Source organism: Streptomyces sp. EDA2-14 (assembly GCF_054963755.1).
On sequence record NZ_JBUEGE010000025.1, the window covers coordinates 32,984 to 49,313 of the forward strand.

The 16,330-nt window shown below is 71.2% G+C and carries 19 protein-coding genes; 5 read left to right on the plus strand and 14 right to left on the minus strand.

The window, feature by feature from the left end; translation table 11 throughout:
* Positions 1–82 precede the first annotated feature (82 nt).
* The gene (locus ACY34M_RS37315; protein ID WP_462722825.1) at positions 83–2,065 is read left to right on the plus strand and encodes an ABC transporter ATP-binding protein; all 1,983 of its coding nucleotides are present in this window, start codon (positions 83–85) and stop codon (positions 2,063–2,065) included.
* Positions 2,066–2,105: 40 nt separating this feature from the next.
* Here ACY34M_RS37315 and ACY34M_RS37320 read toward each other — a convergent pair whose 3' ends face one another.
* Both ACY34M_RS37320 and ACY34M_RS37325 read right to left on the minus strand, forming a co-directional pair.
* Positions 2,106–2,318 (minus strand): hypothetical protein, encoded by a 213-nt coding sequence (locus ACY34M_RS37320; RefSeq protein WP_462722824.1) that lies wholly within the window; start codon positions 2,316–2,318, stop codon positions 2,106–2,108.
* 48 nt (positions 2,319–2,366) lie between these two features.
* Positions 2,367–2,561, minus strand: coding sequence for a hypothetical protein (locus ACY34M_RS37325; RefSeq protein ID WP_462722823.1), 195 nt, complete (start codon positions 2,559–2,561; stop codon positions 2,367–2,369).
* Between the two features lie 187 nt (positions 2,562–2,748).
* Between ACY34M_RS37325 and ACY34M_RS37330 the strand changes: the two genes are divergently transcribed.
* Entirely contained in the window at positions 2,749–3,978 is a 1,230-nt protein-coding gene (locus ACY34M_RS37330) for a hypothetical protein (RefSeq protein ID WP_462722822.1), read from the plus strand.
* A 127-nt stretch (positions 3,979–4,105) separates the two neighbouring features.
* On the opposite strand, the gene ACY34M_RS37335 is transcribed toward ACY34M_RS37330, so the two are convergent.
* From ACY34M_RS37335 to ACY34M_RS37360, 6 genes are all read right to left on the minus strand, one after another.
* On the minus strand, positions 4,106–4,882 hold the full coding sequence (locus ACY34M_RS37335; RefSeq protein WP_462722821.1) for a haloacid dehalogenase type II: 777 nt from the start codon (positions 4,880–4,882) through the stop codon (positions 4,106–4,108).
* Positions 4,883–4,913: 31 nt separating this feature from the next.
* On the minus strand, positions 4,914–5,402 hold the full coding sequence (locus ACY34M_RS37340) for a nuclear transport factor 2 family protein (protein WP_462722820.1): 489 nt from the start codon (positions 5,400–5,402) through the stop codon (positions 4,914–4,916).
* 52 nt (positions 5,403–5,454) lie between these two features.
* Complete coding sequence (locus tag ACY34M_RS37345) at positions 5,455–5,937, minus strand: hypothetical protein (protein WP_462722819.1); 483 nt, start codon at positions 5,935–5,937, stop codon at positions 5,455–5,457.
* 45 nt (positions 5,938–5,982) lie between these two features.
* Positions 5,983–7,404 carry an MFS transporter gene (locus ACY34M_RS37350; RefSeq protein WP_462722818.1) on the minus strand — a complete coding sequence of 474 codons (1,422 nt, stop codon included), beginning with the start codon at positions 7,402–7,404 and terminating at the stop codon, positions 5,983–5,985.
* An 8-nt stretch (positions 7,405–7,412) separates the two neighbouring features.
* A complete protein-coding gene (locus tag ACY34M_RS37355; RefSeq protein ID WP_462722817.1) occupies positions 7,413–8,564 on the minus strand; it encodes an LLM class flavin-dependent oxidoreductase in 1,152 nt (383 codons plus the stop codon).
* A 140-nt stretch (positions 8,565–8,704) separates the two neighbouring features.
* A complete protein-coding gene (locus tag ACY34M_RS37360; protein WP_462722816.1) occupies positions 8,705–8,920 on the minus strand; it encodes a putative leader peptide in 216 nt (71 codons plus the stop codon).
* Between the two features lie 152 nt (positions 8,921–9,072).
* Here ACY34M_RS37360 and ACY34M_RS37365 point away from each other — a divergent pair, with 152 nt between their 5' ends.
* The gene (locus ACY34M_RS37365) at positions 9,073–10,092 is read left to right on the plus strand and encodes an NADPH:quinone reductase (protein WP_462722815.1); all 1,020 of its coding nucleotides are present in this window, start codon (positions 9,073–9,075) and stop codon (positions 10,090–10,092) included.
* 79 nt (positions 10,093–10,171) lie between these two features.
* Here the strand turns inward: ACY34M_RS37365 and ACY34M_RS37370 are convergent, their stop codons facing one another.
* The 5 genes from ACY34M_RS37370 to ACY34M_RS37390 all read right to left on the minus strand — a co-directional run bounded on the left by ACY34M_RS37370 (position 10,172) and on the right by ACY34M_RS37390 (position 13,291).
* Complete coding sequence (locus ACY34M_RS37370) at positions 10,172–11,089, minus strand: mechanosensitive ion channel family protein (protein ID WP_462722814.1); 918 nt, start codon at positions 11,087–11,089, stop codon at positions 10,172–10,174.
* 274 nt (positions 11,090–11,363) lie between these two features.
* Entirely contained in the window at positions 11,364–11,630 is a 267-nt protein-coding gene (locus tag ACY34M_RS37375) for a DUF4235 domain-containing protein (protein ID WP_462722813.1), read from the minus strand.
* 3 nt (positions 11,631–11,633) lie between these two features.
* Positions 11,634–12,113, minus strand: a complete 480-nt coding sequence (locus ACY34M_RS37380; RefSeq protein ID WP_462722812.1) for a DUF3618 domain-containing protein — start codon at positions 12,111–12,113, stop codon at positions 11,634–11,636.
* On the minus strand, positions 12,110–12,541 hold the full coding sequence (locus ACY34M_RS37385; protein WP_462722811.1) for a phage holin family protein: 432 nt from the start codon (positions 12,539–12,541) through the stop codon (positions 12,110–12,112). The genes ACY34M_RS37380 and ACY34M_RS37385 overlap by 4 nt, the downstream gene beginning before the upstream one ends.
* 132 nt (positions 12,542–12,673) lie before the next feature.
* Positions 12,674–13,291 carry a TetR-like C-terminal domain-containing protein gene (locus ACY34M_RS37390; RefSeq protein WP_462722810.1) on the minus strand — a complete coding sequence of 206 codons (618 nt, stop codon included), beginning with the start codon at positions 13,289–13,291 and terminating at the stop codon, positions 12,674–12,676.
* A gap of 92 nt (positions 13,292–13,383) precedes the next feature.
* Between ACY34M_RS37390 and ACY34M_RS37395 the strand changes: the two genes are divergently transcribed.
* Positions 13,384–13,788, plus strand: coding sequence for a DUF6640 family protein (locus ACY34M_RS37395; protein WP_462722809.1), 405 nt, complete (start codon positions 13,384–13,386; stop codon positions 13,786–13,788).
* A gap of 17 nt (positions 13,789–13,805) precedes the next feature.
* Here the strand turns inward: ACY34M_RS37395 and ACY34M_RS37400 are convergent, their stop codons facing one another.
* Positions 13,806–14,774, minus strand: a complete 969-nt coding sequence (locus ACY34M_RS37400; RefSeq protein WP_462722808.1) for an alpha/beta hydrolase — start codon at positions 14,772–14,774, stop codon at positions 13,806–13,808.
* A gap of 277 nt (positions 14,775–15,051) precedes the next feature.
* Here ACY34M_RS37400 and ACY34M_RS37405 point away from each other — a divergent pair, with 277 nt between their 5' ends.
* Positions 15,052–16,329 (plus strand): PucR family transcriptional regulator, encoded by a 1,278-nt coding sequence (locus tag ACY34M_RS37405; RefSeq protein WP_462722807.1) that lies wholly within the window; start codon positions 15,052–15,054, stop codon positions 16,327–16,329.
* The last annotated feature ends 1 nt before the right edge of the window (position 16,330 follow it).

Consider the following 16,330-nt stretch of genomic DNA (forward strand, 5'->3'; position numbering starts at 1 on the left):
TTTCCGCGATCCGCCCCTGCCACCCGTGCGCAGGCGGCACTGTGTCGGCAGTTGCGCACCCGGTCGGACGAGAGGTCGGAGCATGAGGGTTCTGCGGCGCCCGCGCCTGGAACAGCCGAAGGTCTCCACCTCCGAACTGGAGCTGTTCGGCGGGCCCTTGCGCTACGACATGGGCTGGAGCAAGCACGAGTACGCCCGCCTCGACCTCACTCTGTGGGGCGCGCTGAAGTCCCTGCCCCGTCTGGTGGGACACACCATCGGGCTGGCGTGGCGTACCGACCGGCGCTCGCTGGTCGTCGTGGGCGCGACCGAGGTGGGCCAGGGCATCGCGGCCGCGTTGAAGCTGCTCGCCGTCAACGCAGCCCTGCACGCGGTCCTCGCGGCGGGTACCGACGTGCGCGGTCTGCGCCACGCGCTGCCCGCCGGGGCCATGCTCGTGGTGGTCAACTGTGTCAACGCCGTCCTGGCCTCCTGGTCGACCTCGGCGGCGGGGAGCCTGGAGCCCAAGGTCGAACGTGCCGCGTCCGAGCAGTACTTGGCCGCTTGTGAGCGCGTGGAGATGGCGGCCATCGAGGACGGCGCGTTCCGTGAGCTGATCGACCGGGCGCAGTACGGGGCGAACGAGGCCCGGCACATGATCGGCGCCAGTGTCGCGGCGATCAACAGCGTGTTCTCGCTGGTGGCCTCCGGCGGGGTGCTGCTGGCGCTCAACCCCGTCCTGCTGCCGATGCTCGTCCTGATCGTGGCGCCGCGGGGCTGGGGTGTGATGCGGGTGGCCCAGCAGCGGTACTTCTCGACCATGACCTGGATCGAGCACGTGCGGGCGAGTCGTGTGCTGTCCCAGCTGCTCACATCGGTCACGGCCGCGTTGGAGGTGCGCGTGCACGGCGTGGGCGGCTTCCTGCTGCGCCACTTCCACCGGATGTCGCACACCGCCGAGTCCGAGCAGGAACGCCTGGCCAAGGACAAGGCGCGCACCGAACTGGCCGCGTCCGCCCTCCAGGGGATCGGCTACCTGCTCACCTTCCTTCTGATGATCGGCCTGTGCCTGTCGGGGCACATGAGCGTGGCCGCGTTCGGCACCGCCGCCATGGCGCTCAACTCCGGTTCCGCCGGGATCGGCTCCCTGGTCACCACGATGAGCCAACTCCACGAGCAGTCCCTGTACGTGCACGACCTCGCCGATTTCCTCGTGAAGGCCGACGAGCGGGCCATCCCGGACGGCGGGCTCCCGCTGCCCGGGCGCCCCCGGTCCATCCGCCTGGACAAGGTCGGCTTCCGCTATCCGGGGCGCGACGAGCCCGCGGTCAAGGACGTCTCCTTCAGCATCCCCCTCGGCAGCGTCATCGCCCTGGTGGGGCCCAACGGCTCCGGGAAGTCGACGCTGGTCCGCCTGCTGTGCGGGCTGCACCTGCCCGGCGAGGGGCGGATCCACTGGGACGACGTCGACATCGCGGAGGCCGACCGGCACCAGCTGTTCGGCCATGTCAGCCTGCTGACGCAGACCTTCGAACGCTGGCCGTTCACGGCCGCGGCGAACATCCGCATCGGCCGGCCCGACCGCGCGGCCACCGACGACGCGCTGCACACCTCCGCCGAGTACGCGGGCGCGGACGGTGACATCGAGGCACTGCCGCGCGGCATGAACACGCTGCTGGGCAAGCAGTTCCGCGGCGGGAGCGACCTCTCCGGCGGCCAGTGGCAGAAGATCGGGCTGGCCCGCGCGCACTTCCGCGACGCCTGCGTGATCATCGTGGACGAGCCGACGTCCGCGCTCGACCCGGACGCCGAACAGCGCGCCTTCGACCAGATCCTCGGGCTCGCCGGACCCGACCGCATCATCGTCCTGGTCACGCACCGCATGGCGGCCGTCCGGCACGCCCACCGCATCTTCGTCATGCACGAGGGGCGTCTCGTCGAGCAGGGCAGCCACGCCGAACTGTTCGCCGTCGAGCCCACGAGCCGCTACGCGCGGATGTACCGCCTCCAGGCGGAGCAGTACGAACACCTGCCCCGCCGCCCCGTACCCGGCCCCGCCCGTCCGGCGGTCGCCGAACCGAACTGACGTCACCGCCGCCGCGAGGCGCACCTCGGGCGTCCGCGCCTCACACCGCCTCGTACTCGTGCGCACGCCCACCACGCCAGTGGATGAGCGGCGAGTCCCCGAGCACGAGGTCCTCGGCGTCGTCGAGCCCGACCCGGCGCAGGAACTCGATGACGTCACGGTCGCTGTGCGCGAGGCCGAGAGGCGTGTGGCCGACCGTGACCTGGCGGCCACCGGTCGGCGACGGCTGGTGCACGACTATCTCAGGCGGCATGGGGCCACCGTGCCGCAGCGGGCCCCGGCTCGCGAGTGGGAGCCGCGATCACGTCCGGTCCCGCGCCCGCCGGCGCAGCTCCGCCTTCTCCGTGGGCGTGAGCCGTTCGCCGGCCAGTATCCGCGAGAGGTGCAGCAGACGTCGTCGTAGAGCGGTGCGGCCGGGCTGCTTCGCGAGCTGCTGGTAGGTCGCGGTCCACGCCTGCTGTGTCCGTACGAGGTCATCGGTGATGGTGTTCCGCATACCCTCAATAGAGCACGTGTTCGATTTCTTGGGCAAGCTGACACGCGGGACCCGCCGCGGGCGCACGCGTCGACGGCGGACGGGACGGAAGCTCTGGTGGCAGACTTCCGATCTGCGGCACCGGCGCGAGGGGCGTCCGGGGGGGGGGCAGGGGGAGGTGCGGCCTGTGCGCGGGCGGGTGCATGACGTGGTCTGGGGGACGGTGCGGGTGGTACTGGCCGTCGTGCTGCTGGGTGCGGCGTGGCAGCTGGCACGGAGCGCGGAGCGTGACCGCTCCGCCGATCTCGCCTTCCCACGCCTGGCGGTACACGACGCTCAGGGGCGGGACACGGGCAGGCTGAAGGTGTGCGGGGACCGGTACCGGGAGCCGTTCTGCCTGCGGGCGGAGCATGTCGCGGTGGACGAGGTACTGCTGAAGCTGAACAAGAAGACCGGGACCCGCTACCAGTTCGAGTTCGGCCGGTCCGGCGGGCGCACGCTGGCCGTCAGCCTGGACATCCACAGCGAGGACCAGGACCTTGTCGAGGCCGCCGGCAGGCGTGGAAGGGCAACCCTGTTCTGGTGGCGCGATTCGGTGCGGCTGCTGGAGGTGTCGGCGGGCGGTGAGGAGCTGACGCTGCGCACAGCGCACTACCCCGGCCGGGAGTTCGTGCTCCCCGCCGCATTCGGGGCGGCCCTCGCCGGGCTGGGCGCGGCGGTCCTGTGGTCGGGGCTGTGGCGGATCGTGCGTGGGGGTGTGTCCCGGTTGAACTGGCCGTGGCAGACGATGGTGCCAGGGGTGACCCTCAGCCTGGCGGGGCTGGGTGCGGCCCTCGGCGCGGTGTTCGCGGGAAAATCGCCCTGGACGATGGCGTGGGCCGCGGGTGTCGTGGGTGCGGTGAGCGCGGTGGGCATGGCCGGCTGGGCGTACCGGTTGACGCGGCGCAGGCTGCCGGCACTGGTGCGGATGGAGCCCGTCACGCCGGTGGCCGAGCACCGCTTCCCGGGCACCGTGTGGGGGCCGGGCCCGTGGCAGCTGCTGTCGATGGGGTGGCTGCGGACCGGCCCGCAGGGGCTCGCCGCCGTCACCGGACCGGCCATGGATACCGGCAGCTTCGGGATGCGGCTCTTCCCCGGGGCTCTGCGCCTGGTCCGGGTGCGGCCACCGCACCGGGACGACCCGCTGCGGCTGCGGTTCGGCCGCTACGTGCGCACGGACGGGAAGGAGAGGGCACAATTCTGGCTCGTCGCCGAGTGCGAGGCGCAGGGCGGACCGGTGCCCGGCGCGCGCGTACTGATCGGCGCGGGCAGCGAAGACCTGCCTCACGTGCTCGGCGTACTGTCCGCTGCCACGCCGTCCCCGCCGTCCGTGCCCTCCGCCCCGGGCAGGAGACCGGCCGGTCGGCCCGACGCCGCCGACTCCCCGCGATCGACTTGAAAGAGCGCGCAGCAGGACCCTGCTGAAGGTTCCTGGCCGGGCCTGGCCGCTCGTTGTGCACGGCCAGGCGCTCGAACCGGTGCGACGGGGCGAAGGACTGCTCGACGTCCCACGTCCCACGTCTCCGTCAGGAGTTCCTCGTGCCGGGCGGATCGAGGTGTCTGTCCGCACGCCAGGTGCCGCCGCCCACGAGCCGGGCCAACTCGATGAGATCTGCCGCGGCGAAGTCCCAGTCCCCCTCCGGCGCCAAGTCCTTTGTCTGCGCCGGTCCGTACTCGGTGGGTCGCGCGATGAAGGCGGTGCGAAGGCCCGCCTCCCTGGCGGCGCGCAGGTCCTCGTTGTGTGCGGCGGCGAGCATCACCTGTTCCGGGCGCAGCCCCAGGAAGGCGGCGGCCCGCTCGTAGGCCTGGCGCTGTGGCTTGTACGCGCGGGTGATGTCGGAGGCGACGATGACGTCCCACGGGAGACCGGCGTGCTTGGCCATGCGGGCCAGGAGGGCGAGATTGCCGTTCGACAGCGCTCCGATCGTCACGCTGTGGGCGAGGTTCCGCAGTCCGGGTACGGAATCGGGCCAGGGAGGCAGCCGGTGCCATGCCTCGTTGAGCCACCTCAGCTCGGCCTCGTCGAACGCTGCCGGGTCGATGCCATGCTCTCCCAGCACGGCGCGCAGGTTCTCCGCGTGCAGAACGTCGAGCGGCGCGAACTCCCGTTCCCCGGTGCGGATCTGCTCCATCGCCGGCTGGTACAGCTCCCGCCAGCGCATGGCGAACGCGGTCCCGTCGAGCGTCAATCCGTGGCGCCCGGCGAAGTCGTCGACGGCAGTCGCGACTCCGGACCGCCAGTCGACGACCGTGCCGAAGGTGTCGAACAGGACTGCCTCGACCTGATGCTTTCGCTCATCCATGGAATCGACCTTCAAGGCTGCGGATGATCTCTCAATCCTTCGCCACGCTACCTGTCGGCTGGTTCGCCCGGGGGAGAACAGGCGGGTGCCCCGTGGTCCACACCGCTCGGACGGTCATGTGACTGATGCGCCATCCCGCAGGTGTGCGCCGCAACTCGGCCTCGTAGCGCCCGCCCACGGTGAAGAGCGGCGAGGCGTTCTTGCCGAGTTGCCGCAAAGTCGCGTCATGGTGGATGTGTGTCATCAAGGCATTCCACGACGCTGTCGCCCTGCCGGAAGAAGAGTCGACGTCCACGACCACATCGGACGAGACATGGTGCGTGCGGGCGTACCTCTCGACGCTCTCCTCGGCACCCGCCATGGCCCCGATGCCCTCGGCCGTTCCGAGAGGTGTCACGGCCCGCACATCGTCGGTGCAGTAGTCCCGAGCCCAGTCGTCCCTGAACTCCCGCTCGTCCAGGGCACGGAAGAAGCGGCTGACGAGCATGCTGATGTCGAAATGATCCGTCTGCGAAGTCATGCTTCGATCCTCGTTCCTCAAGCGAACTTGAGGTCAAGGAAGCACTGGGACACTAGGACCATCGCTTGGTGACGCTCGCCGGAGATTCCGGGGCCGCCCACACCTGGATACGGATCTTCTCCGTGGTTTCCGGGCTCTCGGCGGAGTGGATGTCGGCCTGAGCGGCCCGGGCCACGTTGGACCGGGACACGCGGACGCGGTTCCAACCCGGAGCGACCTCGAACGTGGCCGCATCGGGGGCGTAGTCCGTGCAGCCCAGGACCATCAGGCGGCCCGACGGCACATCAAGGCCGGCCTCGACGACGTGATCGAACTCCGCGCTGTCGTCGCTCGGTTCCCGGGGCAGGACGATCACAGTGACGGACACGTCGACATTGACCGCCGTGCCGATGCCCAGCGCGTCCCGCTCGACCGCGAGGCCATCGGCAACGGCCTGGTCCGTCCATGCGTCGCTGAGATCGCCGTCCGCATCGGCATCGGTCACGTGGATCTGGAAGTAGTCGGCGAAGAGGGTGAGTTCCGTCGTTGTCGTCATGCCGGAAGAGTGCCATGCGGCACTGACACGTTCCCGGCGTCATGTTCAGGCGGGGACGGGCTCTTCGGTTCGCGCCCTCGGTCCGCCGTCGGTGGCCCGGCAGGTTTGTACGAACAGGTCCTTCTCGCGGAGGCGGGACGTCGCCCAGACGCTGCCCACCGCGGACAGGACCAGGTAGCCGCACGCCAGCCACGGGGTGCCGGAGCCGACCGCGAGGAACGCGGTGACCAGCAGCGGCGTGATGCCGGACGCGAAGATGCCGGACACCTGGTAGACGGCCGACATCCCCGTGTAGCGCACGTGCACCGGGAACAGTGCGGCGAACAGCGTGCCCTGCGCCCCGTAGAAGCAGGCGTGCACGATGCCCAGGGCGAGCACGAGCGCCACGGCGAAGCCCAGTACGCCGCCCGTCTGGAACAGCAGGAACGCGGGGAAGACCGACACCCCGAACGCGGCCATGCCCGTCAGATAGGTGCGCCGCGCGCCGAACCGGTCCACGAGCCGCCCCGACACCGGGACGAGCACCGCCATCACCAGCGACGCACCGGTCACCGTCAACAGCACCGAGGTGCGCGGCAGATGCAGCGTCCCGGTGGCATACGTCAGCGCGAAGACGCCCCAGGTGTTGAAGGCCACGCCCTCACCCCAGCGCGCCACCATGCCGAGGAGCAGATGGCGGCGCGTCAGGCGCTCGCGCACCACCTCCACCAGCGGTACGGACCGGGGCCCCGTCGTCGCGCCGAGCACGGCCCGGAAGGCGGGTGTCTCGTCGATCTTCAGCCGTACGGTCAGCCCGACCGCCACCAGGACGAGGCTGGCCAGGAACGCGACCCGCCACCCGTAACCGAGGAACGCCTCGTCGCTCAGTACGTTGCTCAGGAGCGCGAACACGCCCGTGCCGAGGGCGAGTCCGAGCGCCAGGCCGATCTGCGGGTAGCTGCCGAACCGGCCCTTGCGGCCCTCCGGCCCGTGCTCCACGGCCAGCAGGACGGCTCCGGCCCACTCGCCGCCGAGCGCCACGCCCTGCGCGACCCGCAGGACCAGCAGCAGTACGGGGGCGAGCGCGCCCACCTGTTCGTAGGTGGGCAGGAGACCGATCAGCGCGGTCGAGACGCCCATCAGGCCCATGGTGAACGCGAGGGTGCGCTTGCGGCCCACGCGGTCGCCGATGTGCCCGAAGAGCAGGCCGCCGAGAGGGCGGGCGACGAAGCCCACCGCGAACGTGGCGAAAGCGAGCATGGTGCCCACGGTGCCGTTCGTCTCCGGGAAGAACAGCTTCCCGAAGACGAGGCTCGCCGCCGTGCTGTAGAGGAAGAAGTCGTACCACTCGACGGTGGTGCCCAGCAGGCTGGAGAGGACGACGGTCCGTAGCTTGCGTCCGCTCGTTGCGCCGGTGTCTGTGTCTGTGTCGGTGCCCGGGGCTGTGTCCCTGTCTTGGGCGGGTGTCCGTTGAGTGTCCGTGTTCATGTCTGTGCTCACACGCCCGCGAACGCGACGGTGCCGGACTCGACGGGGGCCGGTGCGGCCGGGTGGTGCCACAGGCCGCGGCGCTCCAGCAGCGGCAGGACGCCCTCGCCGAACCAGTACGCCTCCTCCAGGTGCGGCACACCCGAGAGCACGAACTCGTCGATGCCCAGCCGGTGGTACTCCTCGATGCGGTCGGCGACCTCCGTGTGGCTGCCGACCAGGGCGGTGCCTGCGCCGCCGCGCACCAGGCCGACGCCGGCCCACAGGTTCGGGTAGATCTCCAGATCGGAGCTGGTGCCGCTGCCGTGCAGCGCACGCATCCGCTTCTGGCCCTCGGACTCGGAGGTCGCGAGGCCGCGCTGGACGGCGGCGATGCGCTCCGGGTCCATGCCCTGCAGCAGCCGCTCGGCCTCCGCCCATGCCTGCGCGGCGGTGTCGCGGGCGATGACGTGCAGCCGGATGCCGAACCGTACGGTGCGGCCCAGGAGTTCGGCGCGCCTGCGCACTTCGGCGATCTTCTCGGCGACGGCCTGCGGCGGCTCGCCCCAGGTCAGGTACGTGTCCGTGTGCCGGGCGGCGACGTCCAGGGCCGCGGGGGAGGAGCCGCCGAAGTAGACGCTGGGCACCGGGTCGGGCAGCCGGTTCAGGCGGGCGCCCTCCACGCGGAGGTGCTCGCCGTGGTGGTCGACCGTCTGCCCGTCCCACAGGCGGCGCACGATGTCGAGGAACTCGCCCGTCCGCGCGTACCGCTGGTCCTTGTCGAGGAAGTCCCCGTAGGCGCGCTGCTCGGCGCCCTCGCCACCGGTCACCACGTTCAGCAACAGACGTCCGTGGGACTGCCGTTGGTACGTGGCGGCCATCTGGGCGGAGAGCGTGGGGGAGATCTGGCCGGGCCGGAAGGCGACGAGGAACTTCAGCCGCTCGGTGACCTGCGTCAGCATCGCCGTGGTCAGCCACGCGTCCTCGCACCAGGCGCCGGTGGGCGTCAACGCCCCCTCGAATCCGAGCTGTTCGGCGGTCCGGGTGATCTGGCCCAGGTACTCCACGGACGCCGGACGGTCGCCGCCGGCGGTGCCGGGCGTCGAGCCGTGACCGCCGCCGACGACATGGCGGCTGTCGCCGGTGGTGGGCAGGAACCAGTGGAAGGTGAGTGTGGACATGGCGGGGCGAGGACCTCACAGAGCATGGGGGCAGAGCAGGGAATCGAGCGTGGAGCGGGGTGCGGGGCCGAGAACGGAGCGTGCGGAAGGCGGGCCGTTCGGGCGCGCCGAAACCGTGGCGCGGCGCGCACGGGGCAGCGTCAGCGCGGACAGCAGGAACTGGCGTACCGGCAGAGGTCGATGTGTCGACGGGCGACGAGCAGCGAGCCGACGCCGGATTCAATGCTCCCGGACCGCCGGGTGCTGCGGACGGAGGGGGCCGCTGAGCGCGGGTGCTCCGCGGCGGGGCGGACGGCCGGTGCGGGCCACGGCGGATCGAGCGGTTGCACGGGCCCTCCTTCCGCCTTGCCTAGCATTCCTACTGGATTAGTAGGGAAATCTCCCGCATCGGAGTCCGCCGGTCAAGTTCCGTCTCAGTGGGCGGACGCGGGCGTCTTCGACGAGGCGGGTGGGGCGCGCGGGGAATACGACGCGTCCACCGGTGATTGCCCAGAACATGAAGGCCATCGTGTACAGCAGCAACGGCGACTCCGAGGTCCTGCGGATCGAGGAGCGCCCCGTCCCCGACCCCGGCCCCGGCGAGGTCCGCGTCGAAGTCCACGTCTCCGGGGTCAACCCCACCGACTGGAAGGTCCGCGCCGGGGTCTCGGGGAGTCTCGGGGACGGCGAGAGTCAGGTGCCCAACCAGGACGGTGCGGGCCGGATCGACGCGGTCGGTGCGGGAGTCGACCCCGCGCGGGTCGGCGAGCGGGTGTGGCTGTACCTGTCCGCGGCCGGGCGCCCGGACGGCGGCACGGCGCAGCAGTACCTGACCATCCCCGCCGAGCGCGCCGTCCCGCTCCCGGACGACGCCGACTACGACCTGGGCGCGGCGCTCGGCGTCCCGGCGCTCACCGCCCACCGTGCCCTCACCCTCGCCGCCGACGGACCGGACCGGTTGGCGCCGGGCGCGCTCGCCGGGCGGACCGTGCTCGTCGCCGGGGGAGCGGGCGCGGTCGGCAACGCGGCGATCCAGCTGGCCCGTTGGGCCGGGGCGACGGTGATCACCACCATCAGCTCTCCGGAGAAGGCCGAACTGGCGAAGGCCGCCGGCGCCCACCACATCGTCAACTACCGCACGCAGGACGCCGCCAAGGTCATCCTCGACCTGGCACCCGACGGCGTGGACCTGGTCGCCGAGGTCGCCCCGGCGGTCAACGCCGAGCTGGACCTGGCGGTCACCAAGAACAACGCCACGATCGCCTTCTACGCCAACAACGGCGGCGACGAACTGCGGCTGCCGCTGCGCGCGACCTTCGGCCGGAACCTGGACTGGCACGGCCTGTCCCTGTACACCGTCCCGGCCGAGTCGATGCGCAAGGGCGTGGCCGCCGTCTCGGAGGCCGTGGCCGCCGGTGCGCTGCGGGCCGGTGAAGCGGCCGGTCTGCCGTTCGCCCGCTTTTCGCTGGAGCGGACGGCCGAGGCGCACGAGGCCGTCGAGGGCGGGGCGGTGGGGAAGGTCCTCATCGACGTCCGGGCGGCACAGTAGCGGCAGAGCAAGAGGCGAGCGCCCGGCCCGGCCGCTTCCGTGGCCCTCCACGACAGTGCCGTGGAGGGCCACAGTTGCGTCAGCGCGTGGGTGCCACGGCCTCCGGCTTGTCGGTCTTCTCCTCGCCGCGCATCCAGATGGTCTGCCGCGGTACGTGGATGTCGATGCCGGCCTGCTCCAGCGCGTCCTTGGTCCGGCGGCGCAGCTCGCGCGTGACGGCCCATTGCTGGAGCGGCACGGTCTTGACCGCGAGGCGCACCGTGGCGCCCGTGGCGGCGTCCAGCGACTGGACACCCCAGACGGCAGGGTCCTCCAGCAGGATGTCCTTGAAGGCCGGGTCCTCGCGCAGGGCCTGACCGCACTGCTCCAGCACGTCGTTGACGGCGTCCAGATCCGCGTCCGGGGCCACGGAGATGTCGAGGACGGCGCGCGCCCATTCCTGGCTGTCGTTGCGGACGCGCAGGATCTCCCCGTTGCGGATGTGCCACAGGCCGCCGTTGAGGTCACGCACGTGGGTGAGGCGCAGTCCGACGTGCTCCACCGTGCCGATGGCCTCGCCGAGGTCCACGGAGTCGCCGACGCCGTACTGGTCCTCCAGCATGATGAGCAGGCCGGAAAGGTAGTCGGCGACCAGGCTCTGCGCGCCGAAGCCGATGGCCAGGCCGACCACTCCCGCGCTGGCCAGCAGCGGGCCGAGAGCGATACCCACCTGGTCGAGGACCATGGCCACGCCGAGCATGAACAACAGGATCGTCACGGCGCTGCTCAGCACGGAGCCGATCGTGCGCGCACGCTGCTCACGGCGCTGCCTCGCGTGGGACCGGTCGCGCTGCAACAGGGTGGGGCCGCGCCCCGACAACCGGGAGGGCGTCCGCTCCGGCCCGCCTTCGTCGCCGGCCGGTTCGAGGATGTGCTGCACCACCCTGGTGATGGCCTTCCTCGCCGCGATGCGCACCAGCAGCAGAGCGACCACGATGAGCGCGATGCGCAGCGGCACCCCGATGAGTGTTTCAGTGTGATCGCCTATCCACCCCGACAAGTCGGCGGCGGACTGCAGTTCCGCGGCGAGTCCAGCGGGCGGGGACATGTGCTCCATCAGCGCGTTCGTTCCGTTCTTCGATCGGTTTCACGATGACCAAAGCCGCGATTACCCGGTGCGGAAGCGAACATGATGGTGATTGGGTGAGGGGGACGAGTGCATCGTGTCGGCCCCCGTTCACCGCACCGCCGGACTTCCCCGGCCGTCGAACGCGATATCTCCTTGACGCTGCTCAGCCCGGCCAGGTGCCGGTCAGCCGGCGAGTGGCGGTTGCACCCGCCCGGTCCACCGCGGCCTTGACGCCTGCGAAAATCGCGCCTTGCAGCGCCGCGGCGAGCAGGACCTCCCTCCAGCCGCGGTCCTCGTCACCGGCATCGGGCGCGTCGTCGTCCCGCCCGAGCAGCTTCCACGCCTGTTTGAACAGGCTGCCGGCGACCATGCCGCCGGCGACGCCCAGGGCGAGACCCACCGGCTTGTAGGCGATCTTCGTCCCGTTCATGGCTCATCCCTTCCGGCGGCGGCCCACCAGCCAGATGGCGACGGCCGTACCTGCGGCCGCCAGCAGCAGACGGTTGGCCCGAGCCGCCTCGGCAGCCTGGTACGTCCTGGTCCGCACCGGCTCGGGTGCCTTGTCGTCCCACATCCGGCCGGCGTGAGCCGCCGCGGCGCGCGTCTGTTCGGCGGCCCGGGCGCCCTTGTCCGCGACGGGGACCGGCACCTTGTCCTTCGCCAAGGCAGTGGCCTCGGCCGCCTTCCCCTTCAACTGATCCGCCTTGAGGCCGGCCTGTTCCTTCAGTTCACCGGCCTTGGCCGCGACCTGGCCCTTGACCTCGGCGGTCTTCTCCCGGGCGCGGGCCTTGACGTCGGCCCTGGCCGCGAGTTCCTCCACGGTCCGGCCGAGCTCTTCCCGGGTCTGTTCGACCTGCTCGCGCAGCTTCTCGGGGTTCTCGGGCATCGGCTCGTCGTGCGGTGAATGGGTCATCGGTGCGCACTCTCCTTGAGTTCGGCGACGTCGGCCTTCACGCTCTCGACCGTCTGCGCGGGCGTGGGCGGGGCGGCCTGGTCGACCTGCTTCTTTCCGCCCAGGGCCAGCACCGCGGCGATCACACCCAGCACCGCCGTGACGATCAGCCCCGCGGCCCAGACGGCCAGTACGACCGACAGCGCCGCGATCGCGGTGGCGACGAGCGCCTGCAGCATCAGGACGCCGACGAGGCCCGCGCCGCCGAAGAGCCCACCGCCCTTCCCGTAGCGCCTGCCCTTCTGTTTCATCTCCGCCTGTGCCAGGCGGAGTTCGCCTCGCACCAGCTCGGTCAGCTGCTGCGAGGCGCGCTGTACGAGTTCTCCCACCGGCTCGGCCGCCGGCGCCTGCCGGCCCGGGCCGTGGTGCGGTTGCGCACCGGACGACATGACGATCAGCTCCCTGTACTTGCTTCCTCTGCCAGGGCGGATGCTGTGGCGGCCCTGGTGAGCGCGCGAGTACCCCGAAGGGGCCGGATCACGGCACCGATGCGGTGCGAGATGGTTCTGTGCGGACGTCGATCAAGGGGAAACATCCGGCGCCGGTCGGGCCAGGTACCCGTCGACGACCAGCGTGACGTAGGACCGGTCGAACGCCGCGCCGGCGATGAGGCGGCGGAAGAACAGCGGGCCCAGCAGCTGATCCACCGCCAGGGCGACGTTCGTACCGGCGGGCAGTTCGCCGCGCTCCACCGCGTCGCGGACGATGCGTGCCGTGGTCGCGCTTCCCGCACGGAAGAGGTCCCGCTTCAGTTGGCGGAAGGCCGGACTGGTGTCGGCGCGCTCGATGAGGGTCCGCATCAGCCGCTCGGCCGTCGGGTCGTGGAGCTGGCGGCGGACGACTTCCAGCTCCGCCACGAGATCCTTCCGCAGGCTTCCAGTCGGCTCGTGGTGAGCGGCGGTGATCTGGCCGACGAGCGCGTCGCGGAGCATGTCCGTGACGTCGGGCCAGTGCCGGTAGAGGGTGCTCCGGCCCACGCCGCTGTGGGCGGCGACCGCCGCATGCGAGACGGCGGTCACGCCGCCTTCGAGGAGCAGTGCCCGGACCGCCGTCAGCGCCGTTTCCTTGCTTCGGGTGATGCGCGGGTCGATGCGAGGGGCTTCCGCGCCCCGGCCGGCGGCCCGTTCGTCTCCTTGCACCCCGCCATTCTGGCATGCGGACGTACCCCTACTATGAAACAAATTGTCCCATAGATGGGTCGCTCGCGGCCCCGGCAGGATCGAGGAGACGCATGGCTGCCGTCACCCCCGGAAGGGCACTGCTGACGTTGTCGTCGCTGAGCACCATGTGCGGCGCGTACATCGCGGACTGGAACGACACCCACATCTACAACCCGAACTGGCCTCCGCACGCGAAGTTCCACAATGCGCAGACCATGAGCCTCGGCGCCGGGCTCGGAGCGGTGGGCCTCTGGGCCCTGTGGGGACGCGGTCACGACGCCTCGCGGGAGCGGCTGAACCTGGCCGCCGGAGCCGCGTCCCTGTACTGGGTCACCCAGATGTCGGCCATCGCGTACCCGGGCACCGCCTTCATGGATCCGCCCAAGAAGGGGGCGCCCCAGGCCGTCGTCGCCGGTGCCACCCTGGCCTTCAACGGGTTGGCGTACGTCCTCGAACGCCGACGGCTGCGCAAGTAGTTCCGCGGCCGGCGGGTTCACAGGAGCTGGAGGCCGAAGCCGCGGCACACGGGCTTGAAGTCCGACGGGCCGTCGGCCAGCGCGTTCATGGTGATCTGGAGCGTCGGATCGTCGTTGAAGAGGCCCATGTGTCCCGCGCGGTCGGTCGGGCAGACGTCCTGCAGCAGCACGTTGTCGACGTCCTCGCCCTTGAGTGCCTGCGTGGCGTACGGCGTGACGACGGTGTCGTACTTCGTCATCACGACCGTGTAGCGCGGGCCGGCGGGGACGGTGTCACCGTCGGACCACATCTCGCGGGTGTAGTCCGAGGTGTTCGTCTGCTCGATGACGCCGGGGAACTGTGCCACCTTCGACAGGTGTGTCACGAACCCCATCAGGTTCAGCTGGTTGGCGAGGCCGACGATCCCGTTGAGGTCCGTGCCGTGCGAACTCGGCGCCCAGCCGACGTACTTGTCGACCTTCCGCGCGCCACCCATCTTCTTCATCCACCACATGGGGACGCTGCCGCCGAGCGAGTGGCCGATGATGTTCACCTTCTCCGAGCCGGTGGAGGCGCGGACCTTGTCCACGAACGTGTCGAGCTGCGCCGCCGACTCACGGTTGGGGCCGAGGCCGCCAACGCGGCCCAGCGAGACCGAGGTCTGCCCGTAGTTCAGGGCGTAGACGCAGTAGCCCGCGTTCTTCAGCCGCGGCGCCGCCTTCACGAAGTTCGCGCCCAGGTTGAAGAAGGTGCCCGGCAGCATGACCACCGGTTCGGGGTGCTCGGCACTCGGCTTGCAGGACCAGTCGTTGGCGCCGGGCACGGCCCCCGGCGAGTTCACGTAGTTCCACAGCGCCTCCGGCACACCTCCCTCGCGGAGCTTGGGCGTCTCGTCGGCGGCCTGTGCCGGGGCCGCTGTCGAGAGGGCGAGTGCGGTGGCGGCGCAGGCCGCCGCGACGGTCAGACCCGTGCGGACGGTGCGCGTGGACGGCTCGGTCGCGGACATATGTGTCTCCCGGAGGGCTGGGCGGCGGACAGACCGGCGAGCGCGGTCCGGGGTGGACCGGTGCGGCGCTCCCAGACGCAGCCTGAGGCATCGGCCGCCTCAGGGACCCCGGCTGTCGTACAGACCTGAACCGTGTCTTTTGTGACCCGTCACAAAAGACGGACGCTCGGAGACCTCGCTCACACCACGCGGCCGCGCTCTTGACGCCCCGTCACCACCCGACGAGCTTGGCTACCGCTACGCGCAGACGATCTCGAGGCGGAGGCGACGGACAGCGATGAAGCACGAGGACGGGAGCGGCGCCCCGCAGCCGCTGGCCTTCGACGGTGTCGTCCTCCACCAGCGCCTCAGCGACGCCCTGCCCGTACTGGCCGGCCGGGTCCTGGACCGCCTCGTCGACCAGGTGCCGGTGTACGACACGATGCCCGGCGAACAACTCCGCGGCGAGATCCAGCGCGTCGTCGAACAGGGCGTCCGCTCCTTCGCCGACATGCTGCGCACGGGCCGGGCGCCCGATGAGGCCCAGCTTCTGGCGCTGCGTCAGTCGGCCGCCAAACGTGCGGAGGAGGGCGTGCCCGTCGAGGCGGTGGTGCGGGCCTACCACGTCGGCGCCCAGGAGTGCCTCCAGCAGATGCTCGTGCACGCCACGGCGGACGACCTGGAGCACGTACAGGCCGCGACCGTGCTGGTGCTGCAGTTCCTGGAACGGATGACGGTCACCGTCGTCGCCGGCTTCTTCGCCGAACGGCAGGCGGTGCTGGGCGAGGAACAGTCCGCGCGGCATGCCGTGCTGACCGCGCTCGTCGAGGGCGCGGACGCGTCGGCCACGGCGGCCCGCTGGGGTCTTGAGACACCTCCCTGCTACCTGGTCCTCGACCTCGCGGTCGGCGCGCACCCCGACGAGGCGCTCGACGGGGTCAGCCCGGCCATCGCGACCAAACGCAAGCTGCGCAGACTACGGGTCGAACTCGACCGGCACGTCGACGGCACGGTCCTGTCCGCGCTGTCCGGCGACGGCGGGCTGGCGCTGATCCCGTGCCGCACGGACCCGGACCTGGTCACCGCCAAGGACTGGTCGCGGGTCACCACCGCCGTCGCACACATGCAACGGGTCGCCGGAGCCGACATCATCGCGGGCGCGACGGCCGCCACCCCGCAGGACATCCCCGCCGCCGTGACACTGGCCCGAGAGGTGCGCCTGGTGGCGACGGCATCCGACCGGCCGCCGGGACTGTACCGACTCCACGACGTACTGCTCGAGTACCAGCTGACGCGCCCCGGACCGGCCCGAGACGAACTGGCGCGCCTCGTGCGTCCGTTGACGTCCCGCCCCGAACTCCTGGACACCGTGCGCGCCTACCTGCGCTGCGGACTCGACCGCAGGCGCACCGCACAGACCCTGCGCGTGCACCCCAACACCGTCGACTACCGCCTGCGCCGCGCGGCCGACATCGCGGGCCTCGACGTCACGACGGGATCGGACGCCCTGCGGGTGCGGGCGGCGATCAGCGCCCTCGACGCGGAGGCCCTCCGACCCGGCCCGCACGACGCGTGAC

Bases quoted from the DNA above. Each gene is read 5' to 3' on its own strand.
- ACY34M_RS37315 (WP_462722825.1), top strand. From the start codon at position 83: ATGAGGGTTCTGCGGCGCCCGCGCCTGGAACAGCCGAAGGTCTCCACC.
- ACY34M_RS37320 (WP_462722824.1), bottom strand. From the start codon at position 2,318: ATGCCGCCTGAGATAGTCGTGCACCAGCCGTCGCCGACCGGTGGCCGC.
- ACY34M_RS37325 (WP_462722823.1), bottom strand. From the start codon at position 2,561: ATGCGGAACACCATCACCGATGACCTCGTACGGACACAGCAGGCGTGG.
- ACY34M_RS37335 (WP_462722821.1), bottom strand. From the start codon at position 4,882: ATGGATGAGCGAAAGCATCAGGTCGAGGCAGTCCTGTTCGACACCTTC.
- ACY34M_RS37340 (WP_462722820.1), bottom strand. From the start codon at position 5,402: ATGACTTCGCAGACGGATCATTTCGACATCAGCATGCTCGTCAGCCGC.
- ACY34M_RS37345 (WP_462722819.1), bottom strand. From the start codon at position 5,937: ATGACGACAACGACGGAACTCACCCTCTTCGCCGACTACTTCCAGATC.
- ACY34M_RS37350 (WP_462722818.1), bottom strand. From the start codon at position 7,404: ATGAACACGGACACTCAACGGACACCCGCCCAAGACAGGGACACAGCC.
- ACY34M_RS37355 (WP_462722817.1), bottom strand. From the start codon at position 8,564: ATGTCCACACTCACCTTCCACTGGTTCCTGCCCACCACCGGCGACAGC.
- ACY34M_RS37360 (WP_462722816.1), bottom strand. From the start codon at position 8,920: ATGCTAGGCAAGGCGGAAGGAGGGCCCGTGCAACCGCTCGATCCGCCG.
- ACY34M_RS37375 (WP_462722813.1), bottom strand. From the start codon at position 11,630: ATGAACGGGACGAAGATCGCCTACAAGCCGGTGGGTCTCGCCCTGGGC.
- ACY34M_RS37380 (WP_462722812.1), bottom strand. From the start codon at position 12,113: ATGACCCATTCACCGCACGACGAGCCGATGCCCGAGAACCCCGAGAAG.
- ACY34M_RS37385 (WP_462722811.1), bottom strand. From the start codon at position 12,541: ATGTCGTCCGGTGCGCAACCGCACCACGGCCCGGGCCGGCAGGCGCCG.
- ACY34M_RS37395 (WP_462722809.1), top strand. From the start codon at position 13,384: ATGGCTGCCGTCACCCCCGGAAGGGCACTGCTGACGTTGTCGTCGCTG.
- ACY34M_RS37400 (WP_462722808.1), bottom strand. From the start codon at position 14,774: ATGTCCGCGACCGAGCCGTCCACGCGCACCGTCCGCACGGGTCTGACC.
- ACY34M_RS37405 (WP_462722807.1), top strand. From the start codon at position 15,052: ATGAAGCACGAGGACGGGAGCGGCGCCCCGCAGCCGCTGGCCTTCGAC.